This window comes from Agriterribacter sp. (genome assembly GCF_035497235.1).
In the GTDB taxonomy this organism is placed as follows: Bacteria; Bacteroidota; Bacteroidia; order Chitinophagales; family Chitinophagaceae; genus Agriterribacter.
This window is the reverse complement of record NZ_DATJEB010000004.1, coordinates 1-22,277: the sequence shown is the minus strand read 5'-3', so window position 1 is coordinate 22,277 and position 22,277 is coordinate 1. Positions and strand designations below refer to the sequence as shown.

The window sequence follows — 22,277 nt, the reverse complement described above, 5'->3', positions numbered from 1 at the left end:
ACTTTGTATGAAAAACATTGACAACTTTTAAGTTGCCCATGCTTCGCCCATCAGTTCACCAGTTCGCTCTGCCTTCTGAAACCAATTGCTCTTATTTGTTCTGTCTCATTTACTTTTTCGTGCTGATTGGCAATTTCTGCAATGGTCATTGGCTTGCTGATCAGGGTATCAAATCCAAAATGAGTTGATAACTTTTGTGCTTTCTCCACGCTTAATTTATCAAACTCATATTTTGCGATCAACCTCCCCTTTCTCATCAATGCACTGTCAATCGTGCTCAGATGGCTGTTGAATGTACAAATGATCTGAACATTCAAACAATCACTTAACAAACCATCACTTAGGTTCAACAGATTACTTACAGAAGAATCACTGTTCACTTTTCTGTCCATCATTATGTTCTCGGCATCTTCTATTACCAGTATAGCATTCGGATTATCAATCAGCAGATCAATAAACTCCGGGTTCATCAGGTTGCAGGCCACAGAAGGAGAAAGAAAAAGAACCTTCTTGGTCAGTCCTCCAACCAGGTGACGCAGGTAAGTTGTTTTACCTGTGCCCGGAATTCCATGCAACAGCACAATCCCCTTATCACTTTGCTGGTTCAGTCTGTCACATATCAATTTATCTACTGCTTTGAAATCTTCATTATAGTAAAGGTCAATATCCAGCACAGTTGGTTTTAGCGGAAGTGGTTTCAATTCAAGGCTGCCATTGCTGAGCGTTATAATATTGATCTCAAATTCCTGAAACTTTTCAGGGTGTTTGTAATCGGCAAGTATTTTCAACAAGCTGCCGGCAAAAGCATGCTGATCATTTGAATACAAAATTTCAGCATACTGTGCTGCCAGTTCTATCATTACCTTGTTATTCAATACAAAAATGGTTTTGCTGAACTGCTGCATATTGTCCTTCCGGTTAAAAAAACAGTCCTGGTAAATATCAACAATGCTGCTTTGCAGGTTGTTGCTGATATATGCAAACGCCCTGGTAACATCTATGTCATCTGCACTTGTAATACAGGGAATATGTTTAAAACGGTACAGGTAGAAGGCTTTGGTTTCAATATACTGGTGATCAAAAATTAATGCGTTTCTTCTGTTGCTAAAAGACGCTGTCAATTGCAGTAATCGCATGTGCAACCGTGCATTAAGTAATGCAGAGAGCACCGCGATGATTATTAGTATTATTAATATGCTCATATCATTTTCATTTCTTTATGTTATGCTTTATTTATTTATTTTTTGAAACGGAAATGGAAAAATTAAACTCTTCATAGCAGTTACTGTACCACTTTATTCGCGCAGCTTGAGCTTGCAAAGGCCTCAGGCTTTACTTTAAAGGCGAATCCCCGTCCGGCCGGGTCATCCCCGCCTGAATGACTCAGTCGGGCAGGCGGGCGGGCCATTCGCATGATATAACCCATTGCTTCCTTCAACGCATCATTGCTTTTAAAATTTGGATTGGTATTGATGTCGGCGTGCACTTCCATATCTATATGGTACAAAGTAAAAATCCCGCACAGTGCATACGCTACCTCAATACTTTTTGCCACTTCCAGCAACATCCGCTGTTTAATGCTCATTTTTTGCCTGGTGATTTCATTGTGTATATACATGAATCCACCTTTCCCTTTCCGGATGAACACAATAACCGTTGCAAATTCAGTTTCCCGGCCCTTTACCTGGCTATCGGTACCGATGCAAACCTTCAACTCATGTCCCAGTTCTTTTTCACGTATCAGTACTTTGTTTACTTCATCGGCAATAGGAATGTTGATCCATTCACCTGAAAATTTTCTCCATTGTTGTTGCTCCTGCTCCATTGTTTTACATTTTATCAATCAGCACGGGTTGAAGGATTAGAATCTTCATGTACAGATTTGAGATCTGTGTTGTTAGCCGTTACAGCAAACCCGTAATTGTGGTGCCTCAAGCTATTCATCCTTTAGCCGGCTTAACAAGATTCGAACTTGTATCTCGTCATTCGTAGTGAAGTATTCTTATCCGTTGAACTATAAGCCAGTTTAACAAAAAACCCGGTCGTTTGCTGCGACCGGGTTCCTTTTCATTATGCCTGTTTAATACAGGCTATGTATAGTTATACCACGGTCGTTTATGTTTGCTATCTTCTTCATTGCCTGCAGGTACAATGCTGTTGTTGGCCTGCACATACCAATAGCGCACAGCTAATGATAGCTGTGTATTCCACATCGGAATCGTAAATCGCTTATGTTCTAAAGCCTTCAGCATTTTTATTGTAACCTGTTCACCTGAAACAAAAAACCCCGCAATCTCTTGCGGGGCGTATATTTGATCGAATCCGTTATTTCAACTTATTCATCAGCACTGCATGCCCCGCAACTGGTATCATAGCCTGGATGACTAAACCAATTTGATTTTTTTATTTGTTGCCCTGTTTGACGCATGTGATGCTGTTTATAATTTTATTTTGAGGTGCAAAGATTGAGCTATTTTTTTGATAGTGCAAGTTTTTTGAGAATAATTTTTTAGAAAATATTCTCAGGCGATGCATTGCTGCAACAAGGAGCAACAACGCTGTAAGCAGAATCTTTTACATTAACAATGCTGCGGGTATACGAAGCGCGTATGGAAAATCCGCCTGTGGGATCTTTTGTCACATTTTATGACACGCTGCATGATCATTGACAGAAACGAATAAAGGATTAAGGAGATGCTGATGAACAGGATGAAGCATACTATTCGGATATACACAAGGAAAAGGAAGAAAATATTGTTACCCTTACCGCAACAAAAAGATATAACCCTATTGCGTACCCCACCACTGGGAAAGCAAAAAAATACCAATGTTCCCACTGTTATGAATAATGGTACTATTTGCGATATTTACATTTTATCATTACTCCTTTGTAATATATATGCTAAAAGCTACTACAAAAAAGAAGCCGAAAAAAGCAAGAATCTCCCATACCCGTAAACCCGAAAGCCTGACTAATGTGGAATGGCAGGCGGCCTTGCGGAAACAAATAGCGGAAGAAGAAAAATTTACCATAAAAAAATTAGATGAAGGCCTGGCATACGGAGATTATACGGTGCACAGCGCTCATTCTAAAAACACGTACAAGGTGGCTTTGCGCAGTGCCGGCAACGGTTTGAACTTCTGTACCTGTCCCGATTTTAAAACCAACCAGTTAGGCACCTGCAAGCATATAGAAGCAGTGCTGTTAAAAATTAACGCCAGGCCCGTGCTTCGCCGGGCATTGCAGCAGGCGTATGCTCCGGCTTATACTTCGGTATACCTCAACTACCTCGGTCAAAGAAGCGTTAAGCTCCGGATAGGTACAGCGGAAAAGAAAAAATTTACCCTGCTCGCCGGCACCTACTTTAATGAGAAAGGCGTGTTGAAACCGGAAGCCTTAATGCATATTGAACAATTCCTGGAAAAAGCGGCAAAGTTGCACAGCGGCTTCCGCTGTTATGATGACGCGCTGGAATTTATCTTACAGGAACGGGGGTTTATGCAACGCAGGCAACTGGTACAAAAGGAAGGTATACAATTGCTCAAAGGTATAAGTAAAGTGAAGCTGTTCCCCTATCAGCAAACCGGTGTATTATTTGGTATAGCGGCCGGACGTTGCATACTTGCCGATGATATGGGGCTGGGCAAAACCCTGCAGGCCATATCGGCTGTGGAAGTAATGCGGCGCGACTGTAAGATTGCCAAAACAATTATCGTTTGTCCCACATCGTTGAAATATCAATGGAAAAGTGAAATTGAAAGATTCACAGACAATAAGAAAATATGCGTGGTAGAGGGGAATCTTATGGCGCGGATAAAATTGTACGCCAGCGAAGCGCATGATTATTTTATAGTAAGTTATAATGTAGCGGCTAACGATTATGGCTACCTGAATGAAATGCAGGCCGACATGCTGATATTGGATGAAGCCCAACGGATAAAGAACTGGCGGGCGAAAACGTCTGCTAAAATCAAACGCATTACAACACCTTACGCATTAGTGCTTACCGGCACGCCTGTAGAAAATAATATTGAGGAGCTGTATTCGCTGATGCAAATCGTTAATCCCTATTTACTGGGTTCGCTCCACCATTTTTTACAGCAGCACCAGATAACAGATGAAACCGGAAAAGTTACAGGATATAAAGACCTTAATAAAATTGGCGGACTGCTGAAAGACGTGATGCTGCGGCGCACCAAAAAAGAAGTGCTGAAAGAACTGCCCTCCCGCATGGATAAAAACCTGCTTATTCCCATAACAAACGAGCAAATGCAAATGCATGACGAGTTTAGGGAGATCGTAGCTAAATTAGTGCATAAGTGGAAAAGAATGAAGTTCCTGAAGGAAGAAGACAGGCAGCGGTTGCTGAATAACCTGAACATGATGCGTATGGTTTGCGACAGCAGCTACATCATTGACCAGGAAACCAACTATCAAACCAAGTTAGACGAACTGGGAAATATATTAGATGAGATCATTGATATGAAGGAAGAAAAAGTAGTAGTGTTCAGCCAGTGGGAACGGATGACAAGACTGGTGTCGAAAATGCTTACCGACAAAGGAATCGGGTATCAATACCTTCATGGCGGCGTACCCGGTAAAAACAGGCAGGCTTTGTTTACACATTTCAATAATGATCCTGCCTGCAGGGTGTTTCTTTCAACCGATGCCGGTGGCGTAGGACTTAACCTGCAGGCCGCTTCCTGTATAATTAACCTGGATATTCCCTGGAACCCGGCCATACTGGAGCAACGCATTGGGCGTATTTATCGTTTGGGACAAAAAAGAAATGTAAGCGTTATTAATCTTGTGGCCAAAGGAACCATTGAAGAAAGGATGCTGGAAGTGCTGAAATTTAAAAAAGGAGTGGCCGCAGGCATATTAGATGGCGGCGATAATAATATTTTCCTGGGCGGACAAAAATTCAACCGGTTTATGCAATCGGTGGAATCGGTTACCGGCGGAATACCCGGTGCAACGGAACGATCTGCCTCAGAAAACGCGGAAAGAAATGCGGAGAAAGAAATGACTACCGCACCCGCGCAACAGGAATTGTTTGCCGGCGAAATAACAGACAGTATGCAGGAGCCCGAACAGGAAAAGATAAAAACCATATCTGCCGAAGATCAGATCATCCAAACTGGCGCTTCCTTTTTTGAACAACTGGCAAAATCGCTCAGTAACCCCGAAAGCACAAAGCAACTGGTTAGTAAACTAACGGAGAAAGATAAGGTTTCAGGGCAAACCTATTTAAAAATACCGGTGGGTAATGAGCAGGTAATAGAAAAGGCACTACAATTGATCAGTGGATTGCTGGGAGGGCTGAAACGTTAACAGGATAAACGGCTTTCATGTACAAATTGCAGCTCGCTAATGCCATTACCCAGGACTTGCTCAAAAAACGGAAAAATCAATACAACTCTATGATCTAATAAAATTTCTGCAATCAGGTGTACAACTTTTAATCAAAATGTAATTAAATGCTTACAGCTCCCATTTCATAAATTATTGATTTTTGCCACAAGGTCATAAAGAAAAACGCTTTGTGACCCTGTGACTTTGGCCATGCACGGTTTATGCTAAATCTAACTCCGGTTTGTTCTGCAGTATCTTTTCAATTTTTTCAATGATCTCAGGGGTGAGCAGTGAAACAACATCAAGCGCTTTTAAATTTTCCTCCAGTTGCTGCTTTTTTGTTGCCCCCAATATGGTAGTGGTAACGTTAGGGTTATGGATAGTCCATGCAATGGCAAGAGATGCCAGTGGCACATTCATCTTTTTTGCCAGCTCTCCCAGTTTTTTTACTTTTTCTATTTTATCATCCTGCACCCATCTTTCCTTCAGCCAGCCAAACCCTTCAATAGCCAGCCGCGACCCTGCAGGGATGCCATCATTATATTTGCCCGTTAAAAACCCTGCTGCCAGCGGGCTCCAGATGGTAGTACCCATACCCGCATTTTGAAAAACAGGCAAATAATCCTGCTCCATTTTAAAGCGCTCAAACATATTATACTGGGGTTGCTCCACGGCAGGGCCAATAAGTTTATACTGCTGCGCCGCACGGTGAGCTTCCATAATTTCCGCACCGCTCCACTGGCTGGTACCCCAATACAGGATTTTGCCCTGCTGTATTAAATGATTCATCGTCCATACTACTTCTTCAATGGGCACCGTAGTATCCGGGCGGTGACAGAAATATAAATCGAGGTACTCTACCTGCAGGCGCTGCAGGGCCTCGTTGCAAGCCTCAACCAGGTGTTTGCGGCTCAGCCCGGTTTGATTGGGCTTGTTGTTTTTTCCCCTCCAGCCAAAATAAGCTTTGGAGGAAACGATGTAGGAGCTGCGTTCCCAGTTTTTCCGTTTCAGCACTCTTCCCATCAGTTTTTCGCTTTCGCCTAACGCATATACTTCCGCGTTATCAAAAAAATTAATACCATTGTCGTAAGCAATACCCATCAGTTCATCCGCCAAACTGTCATCAACCTGTTTATGAAAAGTAACCCAACTGCCGTAAGATACTACGCTTAGCTGCAATCCTGTATGTCCCATGTTACGATAATCCATAGCTAAAAAATTAATAATCAATAATATAAAAGGATGCCCAAATTTAAGCCTTTCTAAGGTAGAAAGCATATTGCAGTTGACTGCAATATCCATTTATTTCAAAGTTTTTTCCTTTTCTTTGTAAGGAAGGGTGCTGTATATGGAGCAAAAAAATTATTTTAGCAATTAATTGAGGTATGAACAGGATGAGTTACGAAATTAAACAAGATGGCAAATTCAAATATGTAGAGGAAGGTAATGGTGAAATATTGATTTTACTTCATGGCCTTTTTGGAGCCCTGAGTAATTTTGGGGATCTTATTGAATATTTTCGCCGGCAATATAAAGTAGTGGTGCCCATGCTTCCATTGCTGGAGCTTGATTTACTGCACACTTCCGTTGGTGGGATAGAAAAATTCGTGCATAAATTTATAGAGTATAAATCCTATTCGGGCATTCATCTTTTGGGCAACTCATTAGGAGGGCATGTGGCTTTACTTCATATTTTGAAACATCCCGAAAATATCAAATCACTGATCCTTACCGGAAGTTCAGGATTATTTGAAAGCGGAATGGGGGATACTTATCCCAAAAGGGGCGATTATGAATACATCAGAGCTAAAACAGAACTTACTTTTTACGATCCCAAAGTAGCTACAAAAGAACTGGTAGATGAAGTATTTGAAATTACTACCAACAGGTTAAAAGTGATAAAGATTATTGCATTAGCCAAAAGCGCTATCCGCAATAACCTGGGTGAAGAGCTGAATGAAATTAAACAACCTACTTTGCTGGTATGGGGTAACAATGATACCATTACTCCGCCTTTTGTTGGCAGGGAGTTTAACCGTCTTATCCCTAACAGCGAATTGCATTTTATTGATAAATGCGGGCACGCACCTATGATGGAAGTACCCGATGAGTTTAACAAAATTTTGCACCAGTTTCTCACAAAATTGAATGAGCCTGCAGCGGTAACCGGTTAATTGGCATCTATCTGTATAAGAAAATGTACTTCTTATGTTTGCAGGAGAACTTATATCGCGTAATATTCCATTTTTGCATTTGGATGATAATGCAGGCAAGGCATTGCAGGAGATGAGTGATTTTCATATATCCCATCTGCCTGTTGCAGATGAAGATAAATACCTGGGATTAATCAGCGAAGATGATTTGCTGGATACTGATGAAAGCCGCACTATAGAAAGTCTGAAAGGGAGTTTTACTACACCCTTTGTTCGCCAGAACGACTTTTTTCTGCTGGCGGTAAAAAGAGCTAAAGACCTCCATTTATCTGTAGTTCCGGTTATTACCGAGCAATATGAATTACTGGGCGTAATTGGCGAAGAAGATTTATTCAGGCACCTGGCTGTTTTTGCCGGTATTGAGGAACAGGGTGGCATCATTGTACTGGAAATGGAAAAAAGTGACTTTTCGGCCGGTGAAATAAACAGGCTGGTTGAATCTAACGATGCGTATATTACCCAGCTTAACACTTACTTAGATATACCTACGCAACTCCTCACTATTACAATCCGCGTTAATAAAACGGAAATATCAGACATCCTGGCTACCCTGCAACGGCACGAATACAATGTAAAATACCATTATGGCGAAGAGCTATACCAAAACGAGTTGCAGAATAATTTTGTTAACCTGATGAATTATCTTAACATTTAATATACAGCTTGTGGTTGCCGGTGAATAAAACTTTGCGTAATAATCCTATTTTAGTTCTTTGGTCATTTAAAAATAAACACACCTTAATAGTGCGGATAAGCGTATGGTATAAATACCTGTTATTATGCGGGATAATGCTTTGCTTTTTTCAATGTTTGTTGGCCCAGGAAAACGAAGAAATACCCCATGAAGACGATAATGTGCTTAAATCGTCTTTTCTTACTATACGCAATGTTGCCATTACCGGTAATAAAATTACCAAAACATATATCATAGCCCGGGAAATACCCATGAAAGAAAACGGAAAATATTCCATTTCCGATATTCTCAAAAACCTTCCCCGCTCCAGACAAAATTTAATTAATACCGGGCTTTTTATTGATGTTACCGTTGATTTTACCAATTGGTTTAACGATTCCATAGACCTTGTTATAGATGTAAAAGAAAGATGGTATTATTTTCCTGTTCCCTACTTTAAACCCGTTGACCGCAATTTTAATGTTTGGATAAATGAATATGGCGCCAGTTTGGCGCGGGTAAATTACGGCATCAAGCTTATTGGAAATAATGTAAGCGGCAGAAACGATAAACTAAATATATGGCTTATTACGGGGTATTCGAAGCAGGTGCTGCTGAACTATACAGCCCCATATTTTGATAAATCTTTAAAAAACGGTATGAGCATTGACTTCCAGTTCTCACAGAACAAGGAAATCAATTATGCTACGGAAAATAATAAACAAATATTTTATAAAAACGAAAGCAGGTTCGTAACTGAAAAACTGCGTATAGGCCTGGGGTATAGTTACCGCACCGGCTATATCAGGAGGCATAACGTAAAATTGAGTTATAACGTCAATAAAATTAATGATTCCGTATTTAATCTTAATCCCGGGTACTATGGAAATAATACGAAAGAAGTAAAATATCCCGAGCTAAATTATCAATACCAGTATTTTAATGTTAATTATATTCCCTTTCCTTTAACGGGATTTCAATGGGATTTTTCCTTTTTAAAAAGAGGTATTACCCGCGATATGAACCTCTGGGAATTTTCCGCAAGGGCGGGGAAATACTGGGAGCTGTTTCCCAAATATTATTTTTCGCTGCAGGGTACGGCAACCGTTAAACTGCCTTTTAACCAGCCTTATTTTAACCGGCAAATGATGGGCTATAGCGATATGTTCATGCGGGGGCTTGAATATTATGTGGTAGATGGCGTTGCCGGGGGCATATCTAAAATAACGTTTAGAAAAGAGGTATGGCGCCCCACATTACGAACGGGCTTAAAATCGCGTTCTTACGGCAGTATTCCCTTCAGGTTTTATGTAAAAGCATACGGCGATTTAGGTTATGTGTACAGTAAAACCGTGATGAATGCCAATCCCTTAAATAATCGTTTATTGTATACCGGTGGCGCGGGAATAGATATGCTGTCTATTTATGATCTTACGCTGTTCCTGGAATACAGCTTTAACCAATTAGGAGAAAAGGGCCTATTTTTACAGGCTCGTCTTGGCTTTTAGAAAAATACAACAATGAAAATCGCTATATACAGCCGTGGTGGAGAAACCGTTAGGCAGGAAGACCTGATATTACTGTTAGATGAACTGGAAAAGCATAGAATATCCTGTTATATTCAGTACCATTTTTTTGAACAGGTCAGGCATCTCTTTCTCCCCAATCAATACCCTACTTTTATTGATGCCGGCGATTTGGACAATGATTTTGAGTGCATAATAAGTATGGGCGGCGATGGCACCTTATTAGATACGTTAACTTTTATCAGAGACAGTAATATACCGGTACTGGGTATTAATTTCGGCCGCCTGGGGTTTTTAGCTACTATTGGCAAAAATGAACTTGCTTATACCGTTAACGCCCTGGCTAACCGCACATATGTAATAGATAAAAGAAGCCTTATTCATTTAGATGCCAGTATCCCGCTTTTTGGAAAAACGCCCTATGCGCTTAATGAATTTGCCATACACAAAAGAGATACTTCCTCCATGATTAAGATTCATACTTATCTCAATGGAGAGTTTTTAAACACGTATTGGGCGGATGGTATAATAGTATCCACACCCACGGGGTCAACGGGCTATTCTTTAAGTTGTAACGGACCTATATTATTTCCCGATTCAGGAAGTTTTATAATAACGCCGGTTGCGCCTCATAACCTTAATGTGCGGCCTATTGTTATTCCGGATGAGAGCATTGTTTCTTTTGAAATTGAGGGCAGAACCGACCAGTTTATATGCGCGCTGGATTCCCGCAGGGAGATTGTGAATAAAGACACCCAACTGGCTGTTAAAAAAGAAGCCTTTACGGTAAGCCTGGTACGACTCAGTGAAAATAGCTTTCTGCAAACCCTCAGGGGCAAGCTTTCGTGGGGGCTGGATAAAAGGAATTGATCTGATATTAAGATTTCATTAAAATCGGTTATTATATCATTGACATTCGCTACTAATCTTGTATTTTGCATCAGGTAATGGTGCGGTAGAATGCTACTGTAACGCATATACTTAAGTTATTCCCCTATTTTGAGCGGAGGTTTTTTTAAAACAAATGCATGTTTTAATGAAGAAGGTATTTGGATTAATTTTATTTCTGGCCTTTTTTTCATCTTCCATGGCACAGGTAGATGGTGTTGTGCAGGAGGGTGAATTTGGTGTAACAGTAGGTGCGGCACATTATTTCGGCGACATTAATACCAATGCTGCAATCAACCGTCCTAAGCCCGCACTCGGCATTTTTTTTCGTAAACAATTTGGAGAATATATCGCGCTTCGCCTTGGCGCACATTACGCGCAATTAGGCTATTCAGACGTTTACAGTAAAAACGATTTTCAAAAAAGAAGGAACCTGAGCTTCAACAGTAACCTGTGGGAAGCAACGCTGCAGGGCGATTTTAATTTTATGCGTTTTGTGCCGGGAGAACCGGAATTTGGTTTTACGCCTTATGTTACATTAGGCGTTGGCGTTTTTAACTATGATCCCTACGCGTACCTGGGGGGCAAAAAATATTTTCTGCGGCCACTGGGTACAGAAGGACAGGGTTCGTCCCTGTATCCCGGGCGTAAGCCTTACAGCGCCGTGGCTTTCTGTCTTCCGCTGGGTATGGGTATTAAATACAATATTAATCCTAATATCAACTTTTCTTTTGAGGTGGCCTACCGGTTTACCACTACCGATTACATAGATGATGTAAGCACTTATTATTATCCAGATGCGTTTGCCAGCTCGCTGCCTGATGGTTCATCTACGCCTTGGTATGCACTGCAGGACCGCTCTTATGAAACAGGGGATGGCGTAAGAATAGGCACAAAAGGCCGCCAGCGGGGATTCCGCAACCAAACAGACGCCTATGTTATAGCGGAAGTGGGTTTAGCTTTTACGCTTACTTCGTATAAGTGTCCTACCGCAAAATAACCGGATCGCTAAATACCCATCAATTAATCCTGTACTATTCCGTTTATTGGCTTTTGCTGTGTGCCTTATTTCTTCATTCTGTTATTCTTCCTTTTATTATCCATTAATTTTACCTGCACATGCTGCGTACTATTTCGGATTTTAATTATGTTAACGAGTTTAAGAAATTTATAACCGGGCAATATCTTACAAAAGGCCTTCGCATTACGGTAGGCGCCATATTACCCGCCCTGGTTTTATACCAGTTTAACTGGTTGTCTGTTGGTATTGCCCTGCCTTTGGGTGCCTTAATGGTTAGCCTTACCGATTCTCCCGGGCCCATTCACCACCGCCGGAATGGTATGCTGGTGAGCAATATCCTGAATTTTACCGTAGCTATAATCATAGGCTACACACGTAATTATCCCTGGCTGCTGGCCATAGAGCTCACAGCTTTAAGTTTCTTTCTCACATTTATTGGTATCTACGGAAACCGCGCTAATTCCATAGGGCTTATTGCCATTATTGTAGTGGTGCTTAACATTGACGTGCACCATGTGCAGGAGCGGGTGATCAGCGATGCGCTTTTTATCCTGGGGGGAGGTATCTGGTATATGCTCCTGAGCCTTTTATTGTATTCGTTGCGGCCTTACCGGCTTATTCAGCAGGCCCTCGGGGAATGTATTTTCCTCACTGCTTCTTATCTTAAAACAAAATCAAAACTATATAAAGCCAATGCATATGATGATGAAGTGTACAAAGAACTGCTCCCCCTGCAAATAAGCATACATCACCAGCAGGAACAATTGCGGGAATTATTATTCAAAGCTAGAGGATTCACCCGGGAATCTACAGCAAAGGGGCGAACGTTAATGATGATGTTCATTGATTCGGTTGACCTGTTTGAGCAGGTAATGACATCGCAGCAAAATTATAAGGCCCTCCACCGTTATTTTAAAGATGGCAGTATCATGGAACAGTTCCGGCAACTTCTTTTGGAAGTAGCCAACGAACTGGAAAAAATAGGGCTGGTGATACAAAGTGGTTCCCCATCGCGAAACGAAGGAAGGTTAGACGAGTTCATTAATGAAACAGAGCAGGAGTTTATTACCTACCGAAACAGCCATTTGAACCCGGATACGCTTGAGGGCTTTATTAGCCTGAGGCACATCCTTAATTCCATCAAAGACATTGGTGAACGCATTAAGCGCCTGCATACCTACACGGCTTACAGCAGTGAGGAGGGCAATGCGGTAAAACAGGAGATAGACGTAAAGCAATTTGTTTCCCGGCAGGATTTTGATGTAAAACTACTTGCTGAAAACTTTTCACTGCAGTCTAATATATTCCGCCATTCCCTACGGATAGCCATTTGTATGCTAACAGGGTATATTATTGGGCAGCTCCTTCCCTTTGGACACAGCTACTGGATACTTTTAACTATTATTACCATATTGAAACCTGCGTACAGCATCAGTAAAAAACGAAATATTGAACGGTTATCGGGCACATTAGCAGGCGCCGCGGTGGGGTTTATATTATTGTATTTCGTGCAAAACAATACCATACTATTTGGCTTTATGGTACTTTCCATGATCATAGGGTATAGTTTTTTACAGATACAGTATTCCGTTAGTGTGGCGGCTATTACCATATATGTATTGTTTTCTTTTCATTTCATGCATCCTGCCGATTTTAAAAGCCTGGCAACAGACCGTGTAATAGATACCGCTATAGGATCGGCTATTTCCTTTACCGCCGCGTTTTTCTTTTTGCCAAAATGGGAGCAGGAGCAGGTACAGGAATACATTCATAAACTAATGGAAGCTAACCTGCGGTATTTTAGCGCGGTAGCGCAGGCATTTTATGGTGTGGCGCCGGATATTGTGGTATATAAGATGGCAAGAAAAGACACGTATGTTGCTTTGGCCAACCTTTCAGACGCTTTTCAGCGCTTGTTGTCGGAGCCCAGGAATAAAATCAGCCAGCCGGAATTACTCCACCACCTGGTGGTTAGTAATCATATGCTGAGTTCACATATTGCTACCCTGGGAACCTATTCTCACTCCCTGGCGCCTCGGTACCATTCGGATGCCTTTAAACCTGTAACCGGCAGTATAACAGCACAAATGGAGATGGGTATTGCCCTGTCGCAAAACAATGGAAGCGGGGTAGGAGATACCACCGGAAAAGGGTTTTCGCGGATTCGCGATATAATACAGGGGCTATTAACACAAAGAGTTTCCGAATTAACGGAAGGAGCAGGAAACAGTAATGTAAGAAAAACATTATCAGGCTTTAAAACAATAACAGATCAATTTGAACTGATCTATACCATAACTATAGATATCAATAATGTGCTCAGAAAAATGAAAGCACACACAGATAAACGGTAAGCCTATTATTTTTTAGCCTTTTGCAGGGCCAAACCCCGGAATAAATCACTAAATTTAAAAAATATCAGTTATCCTGTATGAATAAGATGTTTCAAATCTGTTAATGTATGTCAAAACAAAATGAAAAATACAGCAGGTATGGGTAACTTCGTGATCCTTTAAACCAATGTAATATTACTGATTTTAAAAAGGTTAAGTGCGTTGCTACAACACAGGTGCGGCATCATTCGTCAGTTTATTATTAACAATATCCAAAAGCTAACGCCGTTTATATGAGGCTTAGAAATTATAATCCAATGAAATTCCATTCCGTACTACCTAAAAAGCTGGGGCTTGCACTCCTTTTTCTTGCGCCTGTATTAATTTCAGGTATTATTAAAGCAAACCGCTTTTCCCCCGTTCTTCCAACAGCTATCTATTATATGCCCGGCGATTTTAGTGCCGGGGTCCGCAAGGTATTTGTAAACCGGTTATACGACAGCATTCATTTAAATGAGCTGGGCCTTCAAAAAGATGTGCTTGAACTGGCAATGAAAGGATTCAGTAAGTTAGCAAACAAGGGTAAGCTTAACAGGGATAGCATTCTTACCATCGTTGATTTTTCACGGTCATCGCGTGAAAAAAGAATGTATGTTATTGATCTGAAAAATACTGAGCTGCTGTTTAATATACGCGTAGCGCATGGAAAAAATTCGGGGATGGAGTACGCACATAATTTCTCTAACATAGCGGCATCGCATAAAAGCAGCCTGGGTTTTTATGTAACACAAAATACCTACCGGGGTGAAAACGGCTATTCGCTGCGCCTGCAGGGCATGGAAAGAAATATTAATGATAAAGCGCTACGAAGAAGCATCGTAATACACGGTGCAGGTTATGCAGATGATAGTTTTTTACAGGAAAAAGGAATGCTGGGAAGAAGCTTCGGCTGTCCTGCCATTCCCATGAAAAATCACAAAGCCATTATTGACGCTATCAAGGAAGGATCCTGTTTGTTTATTTATTCGCCCAATAAAAAATATTTAAATCTCTCTACGGTTTTAAACGGTTAGGTAACTATAAGAATGGTTAAGGTTGAGGCCTGGTCTGCTACGGAGACCAGGCTATTTTTTATTCTATTACAAACCTGTAGCCTATGCCCTTTACCGTAATGATTTCCAGCGCGGGATCACTTTTAAGGTAGCCCCTGAGCTTGGTAATATATACGTCTAATGTTCGTGAATTAAAAAAAGAGTCGCTTCCCCATAATACATTCAGTATGGCTCTTCTGTCAATTACGTGTTCGCGGTTTTCATACAGCAATCTCAGTAATTCACTTTCCCGGAAAGATAGTTTTTTCTCTTCGGCATTGTGGGATAAGGTTTGCCTGTGCGGGTTAAAAGTATAATTACTGAGCCGGATATCGTCTTTCTGTTCGGCGCTTTGTGCTGCTTCATGCTGGTAACGCAAAGCATTTTCAATGCGTACAATAAGCTCTTCCATGCTAAAAGGCTTGCGGATATAATCGTTTGCTCCTTTATTAAATCCTTTTACCAGGTCGGTGGTTTGGGTTTTCGCGGTTAAAAAAATAATAGGTATAGCGGCGTTCAACTGCCTGATTTCTTCCGCAATGGCAAATCCGTCTTTATTGGGAAGCATAATATCCAGTATGCAGATATCAGGTTTAAGGTTTTGAAACCGGGGTATCACATCCCCGCCGTCCATCTCCAGCAGCACTTCGTAGCCCCTGCTCTCCAGGCTCTCTTTTACAATTTTTGCCAGGAATGTTTCATCCTCCACATACAATATTTTAGTTTTCTTCATGGATAAGCGGCAGTTTAATAATGAACTCACTTCCTTTACCCGGGTCGCTGTACAGGGTAATAGTGCCGTGGTGCTGATGAACAATATGGGCTACATAGCTTAAACCTAATCCATATCCTTTAATATTGTGCCTGTTATCGGTGGGAACCCGGAAAAATTTCTCAAAAATTTTGGTTCTATACGCTACCGGTATGCCAATGCCATTATCGGATACGCTTATTTCCATCCAGCCTTTGTTTTTAGAACTAATGTTTACTTTCATAGCGGGTTTCTCCCCGCTGTATTTGAGGGCATTATCCAAAAGATTGTACAGCACACTGGTAATATGCATATGATCTGCCGTTATCATAAAATTTTGTCCGGCAGTGTGCAGTTCAACCTTTGCTTTAGCTTTTTCAAATTGCAGTCCCATGGAAGCGATTACTTCCGTTGCCAGTTGCTTTATATCAAACTGTTCATATTTCAGTTCTGTTTGCTGCTTTTCAAACATCGAAAGTTTAAGCACCTTATCAACCAGCATAGACAGCCTGTTTAATTCGTTTCCTGCTATATCAAGGTATTCTTTGGTGCGCTCGGGTTGCTGTATTACATTAAAGTTTTTGATGGCTTCAATGGCCACACTCACCGTGGAAATGGGCGTTTTAAGCTCATGCGTAATATTGCTGATAAAATCATTCTTAATACCGGTAAGCCGGCGCTGTGCCCTTAGATTCCTGTACAGCACAGAAAAAGCGGTAATGGTGAGCCCTATAAGAAAAATAGAAAAAACAATTTGCGGTAACACTTTTCCGAAAATGAAATTAAAGGTATTGCCTAACTGAACCTGGTAACTAATGGGATGTGTAAAGCCGATGGTTGCTTTATTCCTTTCCGGGCGCTGGGAATCCGTTCTTTTTATATCCGCTTCCTCGGTTCTTATGATTGAAAAAGGAAGATTAATATTTTCTTTCTGCAGGTTATTGGTATAGGCTTCCCTGATGTCGGAAACCCGCAGGGAATCCTGGAGAGAATCTATGCCGATTAAAAATTCAAAGAAACGCCCGCCTGCTTTGTAACTTCTGCGCAATAGCGAATCATCGGGCAGCAGGCCGGCAGGCCTTTCCACCGTAATAATGGAGTTACGGGTAGATTGGGGAGGCATAGCATAGGAGGAGTCGCTCAGGCGCTTTCTAACGATGTCTGTAAACCGTGCTATATCGGGCGGCAGGCCATAGCGCAACCTGGTGGTACTGTCTAATTTTAGTTTGGAAGACTGAAGGTCGAAAACCGATTCACGGAAGATAACATTGGTACGAAAGCGAAGAATCCTTTTTTCTTCATTAATTTTTATAACAATCCAGTATACCTGGAAGGCGGCTATCAAAATGATGGCTGCTACCATTAAACCAACTGATATGCTGAACTTCCGGTTCATATGGGTTCAAAAGTAAATTTTACCTGTTGCACAGAACGATTGCGTTAACCTTAATTAACATGTTTCACCACAATATAATAAAATGTTTCCCGCTTCGTTACTTATTCATTCACTCATCCAATCTTCATAAAATAGCCATCATGAACTCAGTTACATCAAAGAAGTCTATTGACATCAACAGGTTGCTGTTCAGCCTGCTCAATAAAATTATGCAACGCCCGGATTTTTACCCCATTAAATACTATCATAAAAGAAGGCGGGGAAGAAGTGAGCTGGATAGCATATAGCGTTAGGGAGTTTATGGTTTGGAAGTTTATAGTTAGTGGGTTATCAGCTATCTGCCTTTAGATATTAACGCCGGCCTGCCCTGATACTTATAACTGACTGTTTAAGTTGACCGCTCATCAACTAAAAAGATATTCCACATCTTCCTTAGAAAGGCTCTTAACAAACGTATTATCATCCGCGATCAGATCCCGCGCCAGTGAACGCTTTTTTTCCTGTAATTGCAGTATTTTATCTTCAATGGTATCCTTACAGATCATACGGTAAGCAAAAATGTTTTTGGTTTGGCCTATCCGGTGTGTACGGTCAATAGCCTGCTGCTCTACGGCAGGGTTCCACCACGGATCAACAATATATACGTAATCGGCCGCGGTAAGATTTAACCCCACGCCACCCGCTTTCAGCGAAATCAGGAATGCCCTGCAGGTATCGTCTTCCTGGAAACGGTTAATAGCTCTTTCCCTTTCGTGCGCCGGAGTGCTTCCGTCAAAGTATTCAAAGGGCACTTCCAGTGATTTTAGTTTTTCCTTTATCAGGGCCAGCATACCCAGGAACTGCGAAAATACAAGCGCCTTATGGTTACTTATATTTTCCGTAATCTCTCTCGCTATCTCTTCTAACTTAATGGAATGATTGGGGTATTTTTCGGGTTCGTTCATAATAGCGGGCGAATCGCAGATCTGCCTTAGCTTCATTAAACCCTGCAAAATGGTGAGTTGCGATTTTTGTATGCCCTGTTCATTAATTACCCCCAATATTTTATTGCGGTAATCCATGCGAAATGCTTCATAAATTTCACGCTGCTCAGCCTGCATTTCACAAAACAGTATGGTTTCTGTTTTTTCGGGCAGGTCTTTTGCTACCTGTTCTTTTGTACGGCGCAGAATAAAAGGATACAGCAGTTTTTTTAAGTGATCTTTCCTGTCCTGCTCCCCGAATTTATCAATAGGCGTAGCAAATTCATTACGGAAATATTCAACGCTGCCCAGCATGCCCGGGTTTAAAAAGTTCATCTGGGCGTATATATCAAAAGTATTGTTCTGCAAAGGCGTACCGCTCAGGCAAAGCCGGTTTTTTGATACCAGGAGGCCCGCGGCTTTGGTTACCTTGCTTTGCGGGTTTTTAATGGCCTGCGACTCGTCAAGAATAACATAATCGAAAGGGATCTCAGTGAGCAGCTTTATATCGCTGCGGAGGGTGCCATAGGTAGTAATAAGAATGTTATAGGCGTTAAATCCTTCTTTATCCCGGCCCCGGTCGGCTCCATGATGAATATGATAGGTAAGGTCGGGTGTAAATTTCTTTATTTCGTTTTCCCAGTTGAACATTAGGGTAGTGGGGCAAACCACTATGGCTTTCAGGGAATGACGGGTATCGCGGTAGAACTGAAGGAAAGACAGCGCCTGCACTGTTTTACCCAACCCCATGTCGTCTGCTAAAATACCACCCCAACCTACTTCACTTAAATAATTCAGCCAATGATAGCCTGCTACCTGGTAAGGGCGTAAAATATGCGCCAGCCTCGCCGGAGGATCAATTTCTTTAATACGGTTAAATCCTCTCAGCCGGTTATATTTTTCTTCCAGCTCTATCAGTACTTCAGCCTCATCCCGTTCTTCATACAGTTCATCTATAACGCTCAGATGGTACTTAGACAGGCGCAGCGCGTTATTTTTTCCTTCGCCTACCCTAAAGAGTAAGGAATATTTTTTTAGCCAGTTTTCGGGTAATATACCCAATGTGCCATCGTTGAGCTGAACAAACTGCTGCTTGTTTATCAGCGCCCTTTTAATTTCATCTATACTTACCTGCTGCTCACCAAACACTACTTTCACTTTGGCGTCAAACCAGTCTATACCGTTGCTGATATGAATTTCTGTAGAAGGACGGGCAGTATTAAAACGGAAGTTCTTCAGCACATCAAAACCTGCTACGGGTACGTTCATTTCTTTCATGCTGTCAACAAACAAAAAGAACCAGTTGTTCTTTAACACGTCTGCTCCCTTTAAAGCCAGTGTTGCCGCTCCTTCGGGATGAATGAAGTTGGAATGAAGGCTTTCTAATTTTTTAATGAACTGCAACTCTGCCTGCCGGTTGCGGTGAATTTCCAGCACCTTATCATTTACCGGCAGCGTAATAATATCTTTTGCATTAAACCGTGTTTCAAAACCCTTATAGGAAAATACCGGCACAAACAGCAGGTAGTCTCCTTTTTCCTGCAACAGCACCCTTACTTCCGGATTACCGTCTTTTACTTCCTGCACCAGTTTTTCGGCAAACCGTACTTTGTATTCTTTGGTTAGCGGAATAATATTCTTTTTCAGGTAATCGGGCCAATCTTCTTTGCTGATGAGCAGGTTTTCCTTATTGGCGAACCTTTCAATTTCCAGTATATCTTCCTGCCTGCTCCAGTTATAAAAGGTATCGGCATATTTAAAGAGCATATAACTGTTCCATTCGTTTTCCTGTAAAGGCACTTCCACGCCGTTTACCTGCACATAACAGGCAATCTCTATCTTGGTTTTTACCGTATTTACATAAATAACGGGAATAGCGGTTTCATCGGACAACTGAACGGGAAGCAGGCTGGAAGTAACAAAATTTTTTCCCTGCGGTAAAAAATATACGAGCGCATTATCTTTTTGCTCGTTAAACAATTTAAGCAGCTTAGGATACCAGTATTCCGCAATCAGTGATTTGGTTTCTTCAGGCAGGTCATCATCTTCGTGATGTATAATGTTTTCCCATATTCCTGAAAAAGGAGAATTACGGCTTACATATTTATTTACTTCCGTTTCGTTCAGCTTGCGGATCTGTTGCAACAATTGTTTATCGTGCTCGGGATAGTTGTCTGTAGATACAAATTTGGAGAGGTCCAGCTTTTCCACTTTGCCGGCAAAGGCCGTCCCGGTTTCATTGATTTCGCCGCTAACGGCATCTACTCCAAAATTGGGATACACGCCATTGGTTCCATTAAATACAATGCCAATACGGCTGGTATTGCCATTATAAACAAGCGGGGCTTCTTCCTCCGCTACTACAATTTCCTTTTCTGCAACAACAGGGCGGGAGTTAAGCATACTGCCGGATACAGGTTCTGCTCTTTTAATAGATGTATCCAGCACCCGTAAAAAAGGCTTTCCGTCTTTGTAGGTAAATTCAAATTTACCGGTCAGATCATCCTCAAGGGAATAACCATAAATTTCCAGCAGCTTATTCTTTTGCTTATCCCAGTTGCGGATAGAATCGAAATAATAGGGACCATAGGCATTCAGTAATTGCAGGAAAAGCGCTACTTTATGTACACAAAGCGGATGCCCCTGCTCATCACATTTACAGGAGGTATCAAAATTTCTCTCTTCATTTTTTTGTATCACCAGCGGAAAGGTTTCGCCGTTACACACCAAGCTGGCTTCTACTCTTTCATTTTCTGCAGATACAATATTCACTTTTTTTGCATGCAGTATTTTTTCGGCTTCCGCGTAACTATCAGGTGAACTTAAGAGCCTGATGCTTTTAAGTTCAATATCTTTCATTTTGATTACCGTATGGCGCTGGTGATATAAAACATCTTTTTCACCCAGCACGTTTTTATCTAACAGGTCCTGTAACTGGAGTAAAGCGGCTGTTTCGTGCCGGCATATATCGCCCAGGTTATAGGGGCAGGTACACCGAACCGATAAACCCCTGGGGTCTTTATACTTTTGTACATACACTTTATAATAGGTGGCATAGCTGTCATCCTTTACCCTAAACGTAACCGAACCCAGCAGGTCATCGTGTTCCATTAGCTCAACATAGCTGATGGCGTGTATTTTTTTACCCCGCCGGATTACTTCATCTGTGCCGTTATTATATACAAATTTAATTAAATGTGGTAAGGCCATGCTTGCAAATAATTCAGTATTTCGAGCCTGTGGTTCAAAAAAGGCTAATTGGCGAAATTACAAAAAAAAGCGCAGAGAAAAAGGGAGAATACGTTAAGAAGCTGCAGGCTATACCCCGGCACCGGAAGCGTTGCCCGCTTCTGCTACAAGTCTTCCATCTTTATATACGGGCAAAATGTTCGCTATATCAGGTGTAAGGCAGTATTGGATATCTTTTTCCAGCCCGTAACCGCTTAAACGGAGGTAATGCGATGCTTTTTTATTTTTAACAAACTGGTAAATACCCTGTTTTGCTTCTGTATACAGTGTATATGCCATCATAGAAGCATCGCAGTTGATTTCAAAATGTTCCTTCACACCGTCAATAACCGCCCCTGCAAAAAGCGTATCTTCTATATTCACCCTGTCTTTCCATGCGGCGCAGGCCAGCAATACATTTTGCTTTTGAGCGATAAGGTGGGCTGTTACGGCAGATAAATTAGGGAAAGAACCGGTAATAATATGCTTTGCGCCTTTGGCAAGCGCTACATACAGCAGCCGGGTGCCATTGGTTGTACTAAGCACCAGTATCTTATTTTCAATAAACCGGCGCGAATACTCAAACGGGGAGTTGCCGTGTTGCAGCCCTTCCGCTATTCTGCCCTCACGTTCACCCGCGGTAACGGTATCCGGCATAACGCCCAGTTCAATACACCTGGCAATGCTGTCTACAGGTATAACATAGCTTGCGCCATTATACAATGCCGTTGCAATGGTGGAAGTGGCCCGTAAAACATCAATGATAACTACTATTGTATTATCTGCATCGTAAAGATGCAGCATAGACGGCGAAAGTGCCGTATGTAATGCAGGTTTGT

Annotated in this window: 18 protein-coding genes and 1 tRNA gene; 9 read left to right on the top strand and 10 right to left on the bottom strand. The window is 41.6% G+C overall.

What is annotated here, in order from left to right:
* Positions 1-50: 50 nt before the first annotated feature.
* From VL121_RS00520 to VL121_RS00500, 5 genes are all read right to left on the bottom strand, one after another.
* A complete protein-coding gene (locus tag VL121_RS00520; RefSeq protein WP_325401037.1) occupies positions 51-1,202 on the bottom strand; it encodes an AAA family ATPase in 1,152 nt (383 codons plus the stop codon).
* A gap of 80 nt (positions 1,203-1,282) precedes the next feature.
* Positions 1,283-1,825, bottom strand: coding sequence for a ribonuclease H-like YkuK family protein (locus VL121_RS00515; RefSeq protein ID WP_325401035.1), 543 nt, complete (start codon positions 1,823-1,825; stop codon positions 1,283-1,285).
* A gap of 126 nt (positions 1,826-1,951) precedes the next feature.
* Positions 1,952-2,024 (bottom strand) — tRNA-Arg (locus VL121_RS00510).
* 66 nt (positions 2,025-2,090) lie between these two features.
* A complete protein-coding gene (locus VL121_RS00505; RefSeq protein WP_325401033.1) occupies positions 2,091-2,252 on the bottom strand; it encodes a hypothetical protein in 162 nt (53 codons plus the stop codon).
* 257 nt (positions 2,253-2,509) lie between these two features.
* On the bottom strand, positions 2,510-2,641 hold the full coding sequence (locus tag VL121_RS00500; protein WP_325401031.1) for a hypothetical protein: 132 nt from the start codon (positions 2,639-2,641) through the stop codon (positions 2,510-2,512).
* Between the two features lie 258 nt (positions 2,642-2,899).
* On the opposite strand from VL121_RS00500, the gene VL121_RS00495 reads away from it, so the two are divergent.
* Positions 2,900-5,335, top strand: coding sequence for a DEAD/DEAH box helicase (locus VL121_RS00495; protein WP_325401029.1), 2,436 nt, complete (start codon positions 2,900-2,902; stop codon positions 5,333-5,335).
* 240 nt (positions 5,336-5,575) lie between these two features.
* Here VL121_RS00495 and VL121_RS00490 read toward each other — a convergent pair whose 3' ends face one another.
* Positions 5,576-6,658, bottom strand: coding sequence for a potassium channel beta subunit family protein (locus VL121_RS00490; protein WP_325401027.1), 1,083 nt, complete (start codon positions 6,656-6,658; stop codon positions 5,576-5,578).
* Between the two features lie 92 nt (positions 6,659-6,750).
* Between VL121_RS00490 and VL121_RS00485 the strand changes: the two genes are divergently transcribed.
* The 7 genes from VL121_RS00485 to VL121_RS00455 all read left to right on the top strand — a co-directional run bounded on the left by VL121_RS00485 (position 6,751) and on the right by VL121_RS00455 (position 15,083).
* Positions 6,751-7,530, top strand: a complete 780-nt coding sequence (locus VL121_RS00485) for an alpha/beta fold hydrolase (protein ID WP_325401025.1) — start codon at positions 6,751-6,753, stop codon at positions 7,528-7,530.
* Between the two features lie 34 nt (positions 7,531-7,564).
* Positions 7,565-8,224, top strand: coding sequence for a CBS domain-containing protein (locus tag VL121_RS00480; RefSeq protein ID WP_325401023.1), 660 nt, complete (start codon positions 7,565-7,567; stop codon positions 8,222-8,224).
* Between the two features lie 134 nt (positions 8,225-8,358).
* On the top strand, positions 8,359-9,750 hold the full coding sequence (locus VL121_RS00475; protein ID WP_325401021.1) for a POTRA domain-containing protein: 1,392 nt from the start codon (positions 8,359-8,361) through the stop codon (positions 9,748-9,750).
* A gap of 12 nt (positions 9,751-9,762) precedes the next feature.
* The gene (locus tag VL121_RS00470) at positions 9,763-10,638 is read left to right on the top strand and encodes an NAD kinase (protein ID WP_325401019.1); all 876 of its coding nucleotides are present in this window, start codon (positions 9,763-9,765) and stop codon (positions 10,636-10,638) included.
* 166 nt (positions 10,639-10,804) lie between these two features.
* Positions 10,805-11,656, top strand: a complete 852-nt coding sequence (gene porG / locus VL121_RS00465; protein ID WP_325401017.1) for a type IX secretion system protein PorG — start codon at positions 10,805-10,807, stop codon at positions 11,654-11,656.
* A gap of 119 nt (positions 11,657-11,775) precedes the next feature.
* Positions 11,776-14,031, top strand: a complete 2,256-nt coding sequence (locus VL121_RS00460) for an FUSC family protein (RefSeq protein WP_325401015.1) — start codon at positions 11,776-11,778, stop codon at positions 14,029-14,031.
* Positions 14,032-14,327: 296 nt separating this feature from the next.
* Positions 14,328-15,083 (top strand): murein L,D-transpeptidase catalytic domain family protein, encoded by a 756-nt coding sequence (locus VL121_RS00455; protein ID WP_325401013.1) that lies wholly within the window; start codon positions 14,328-14,330, stop codon positions 15,081-15,083.
* A gap of 58 nt (positions 15,084-15,141) precedes the next feature.
* On the opposite strand, the gene VL121_RS00450 is transcribed toward VL121_RS00455, so the two are convergent.
* Both VL121_RS00450 and VL121_RS00445 read right to left on the bottom strand, forming a co-directional pair.
* The gene (locus VL121_RS00450; RefSeq protein WP_325401011.1) at positions 15,142-15,834 is read right to left on the bottom strand and encodes a response regulator transcription factor; all 693 of its coding nucleotides are present in this window, start codon (positions 15,832-15,834) and stop codon (positions 15,142-15,144) included.
* On the bottom strand, positions 15,821-17,248 hold the full coding sequence (locus tag VL121_RS00445; RefSeq protein ID WP_325401009.1) for a sensor histidine kinase: 1,428 nt from the start codon (positions 17,246-17,248) through the stop codon (positions 15,821-15,823). The genes VL121_RS00450 and VL121_RS00445 overlap by 14 nt, the downstream gene beginning before the upstream one ends.
* A gap of 140 nt (positions 17,249-17,388) precedes the next feature.
* On the opposite strand from VL121_RS00445, the gene VL121_RS00440 reads away from it, so the two are divergent.
* On the top strand, positions 17,389-17,535 hold the full coding sequence (locus VL121_RS00440) for a hypothetical protein (RefSeq protein WP_325401007.1): 147 nt from the start codon (positions 17,389-17,391) through the stop codon (positions 17,533-17,535).
* A gap of 117 nt (positions 17,536-17,652) precedes the next feature.
* Here the strand turns inward: VL121_RS00440 and VL121_RS00435 are convergent, their stop codons facing one another.
* Both VL121_RS00435 and VL121_RS00430 read right to left on the bottom strand, forming a co-directional pair.
* A complete protein-coding gene (locus VL121_RS00435) occupies positions 17,653-21,420 on the bottom strand; it encodes a DEAD/DEAH box helicase (RefSeq protein WP_325401005.1) in 3,768 nt (1,255 codons plus the stop codon).
* Between the two features lie 108 nt (positions 21,421-21,528).
* Positions 21,529-22,277 (bottom strand): 2-phosphosulfolactate phosphatase (locus tag VL121_RS00430; RefSeq protein WP_325401003.1); only part of this gene is annotated, 749 nt, incomplete at its 5' end.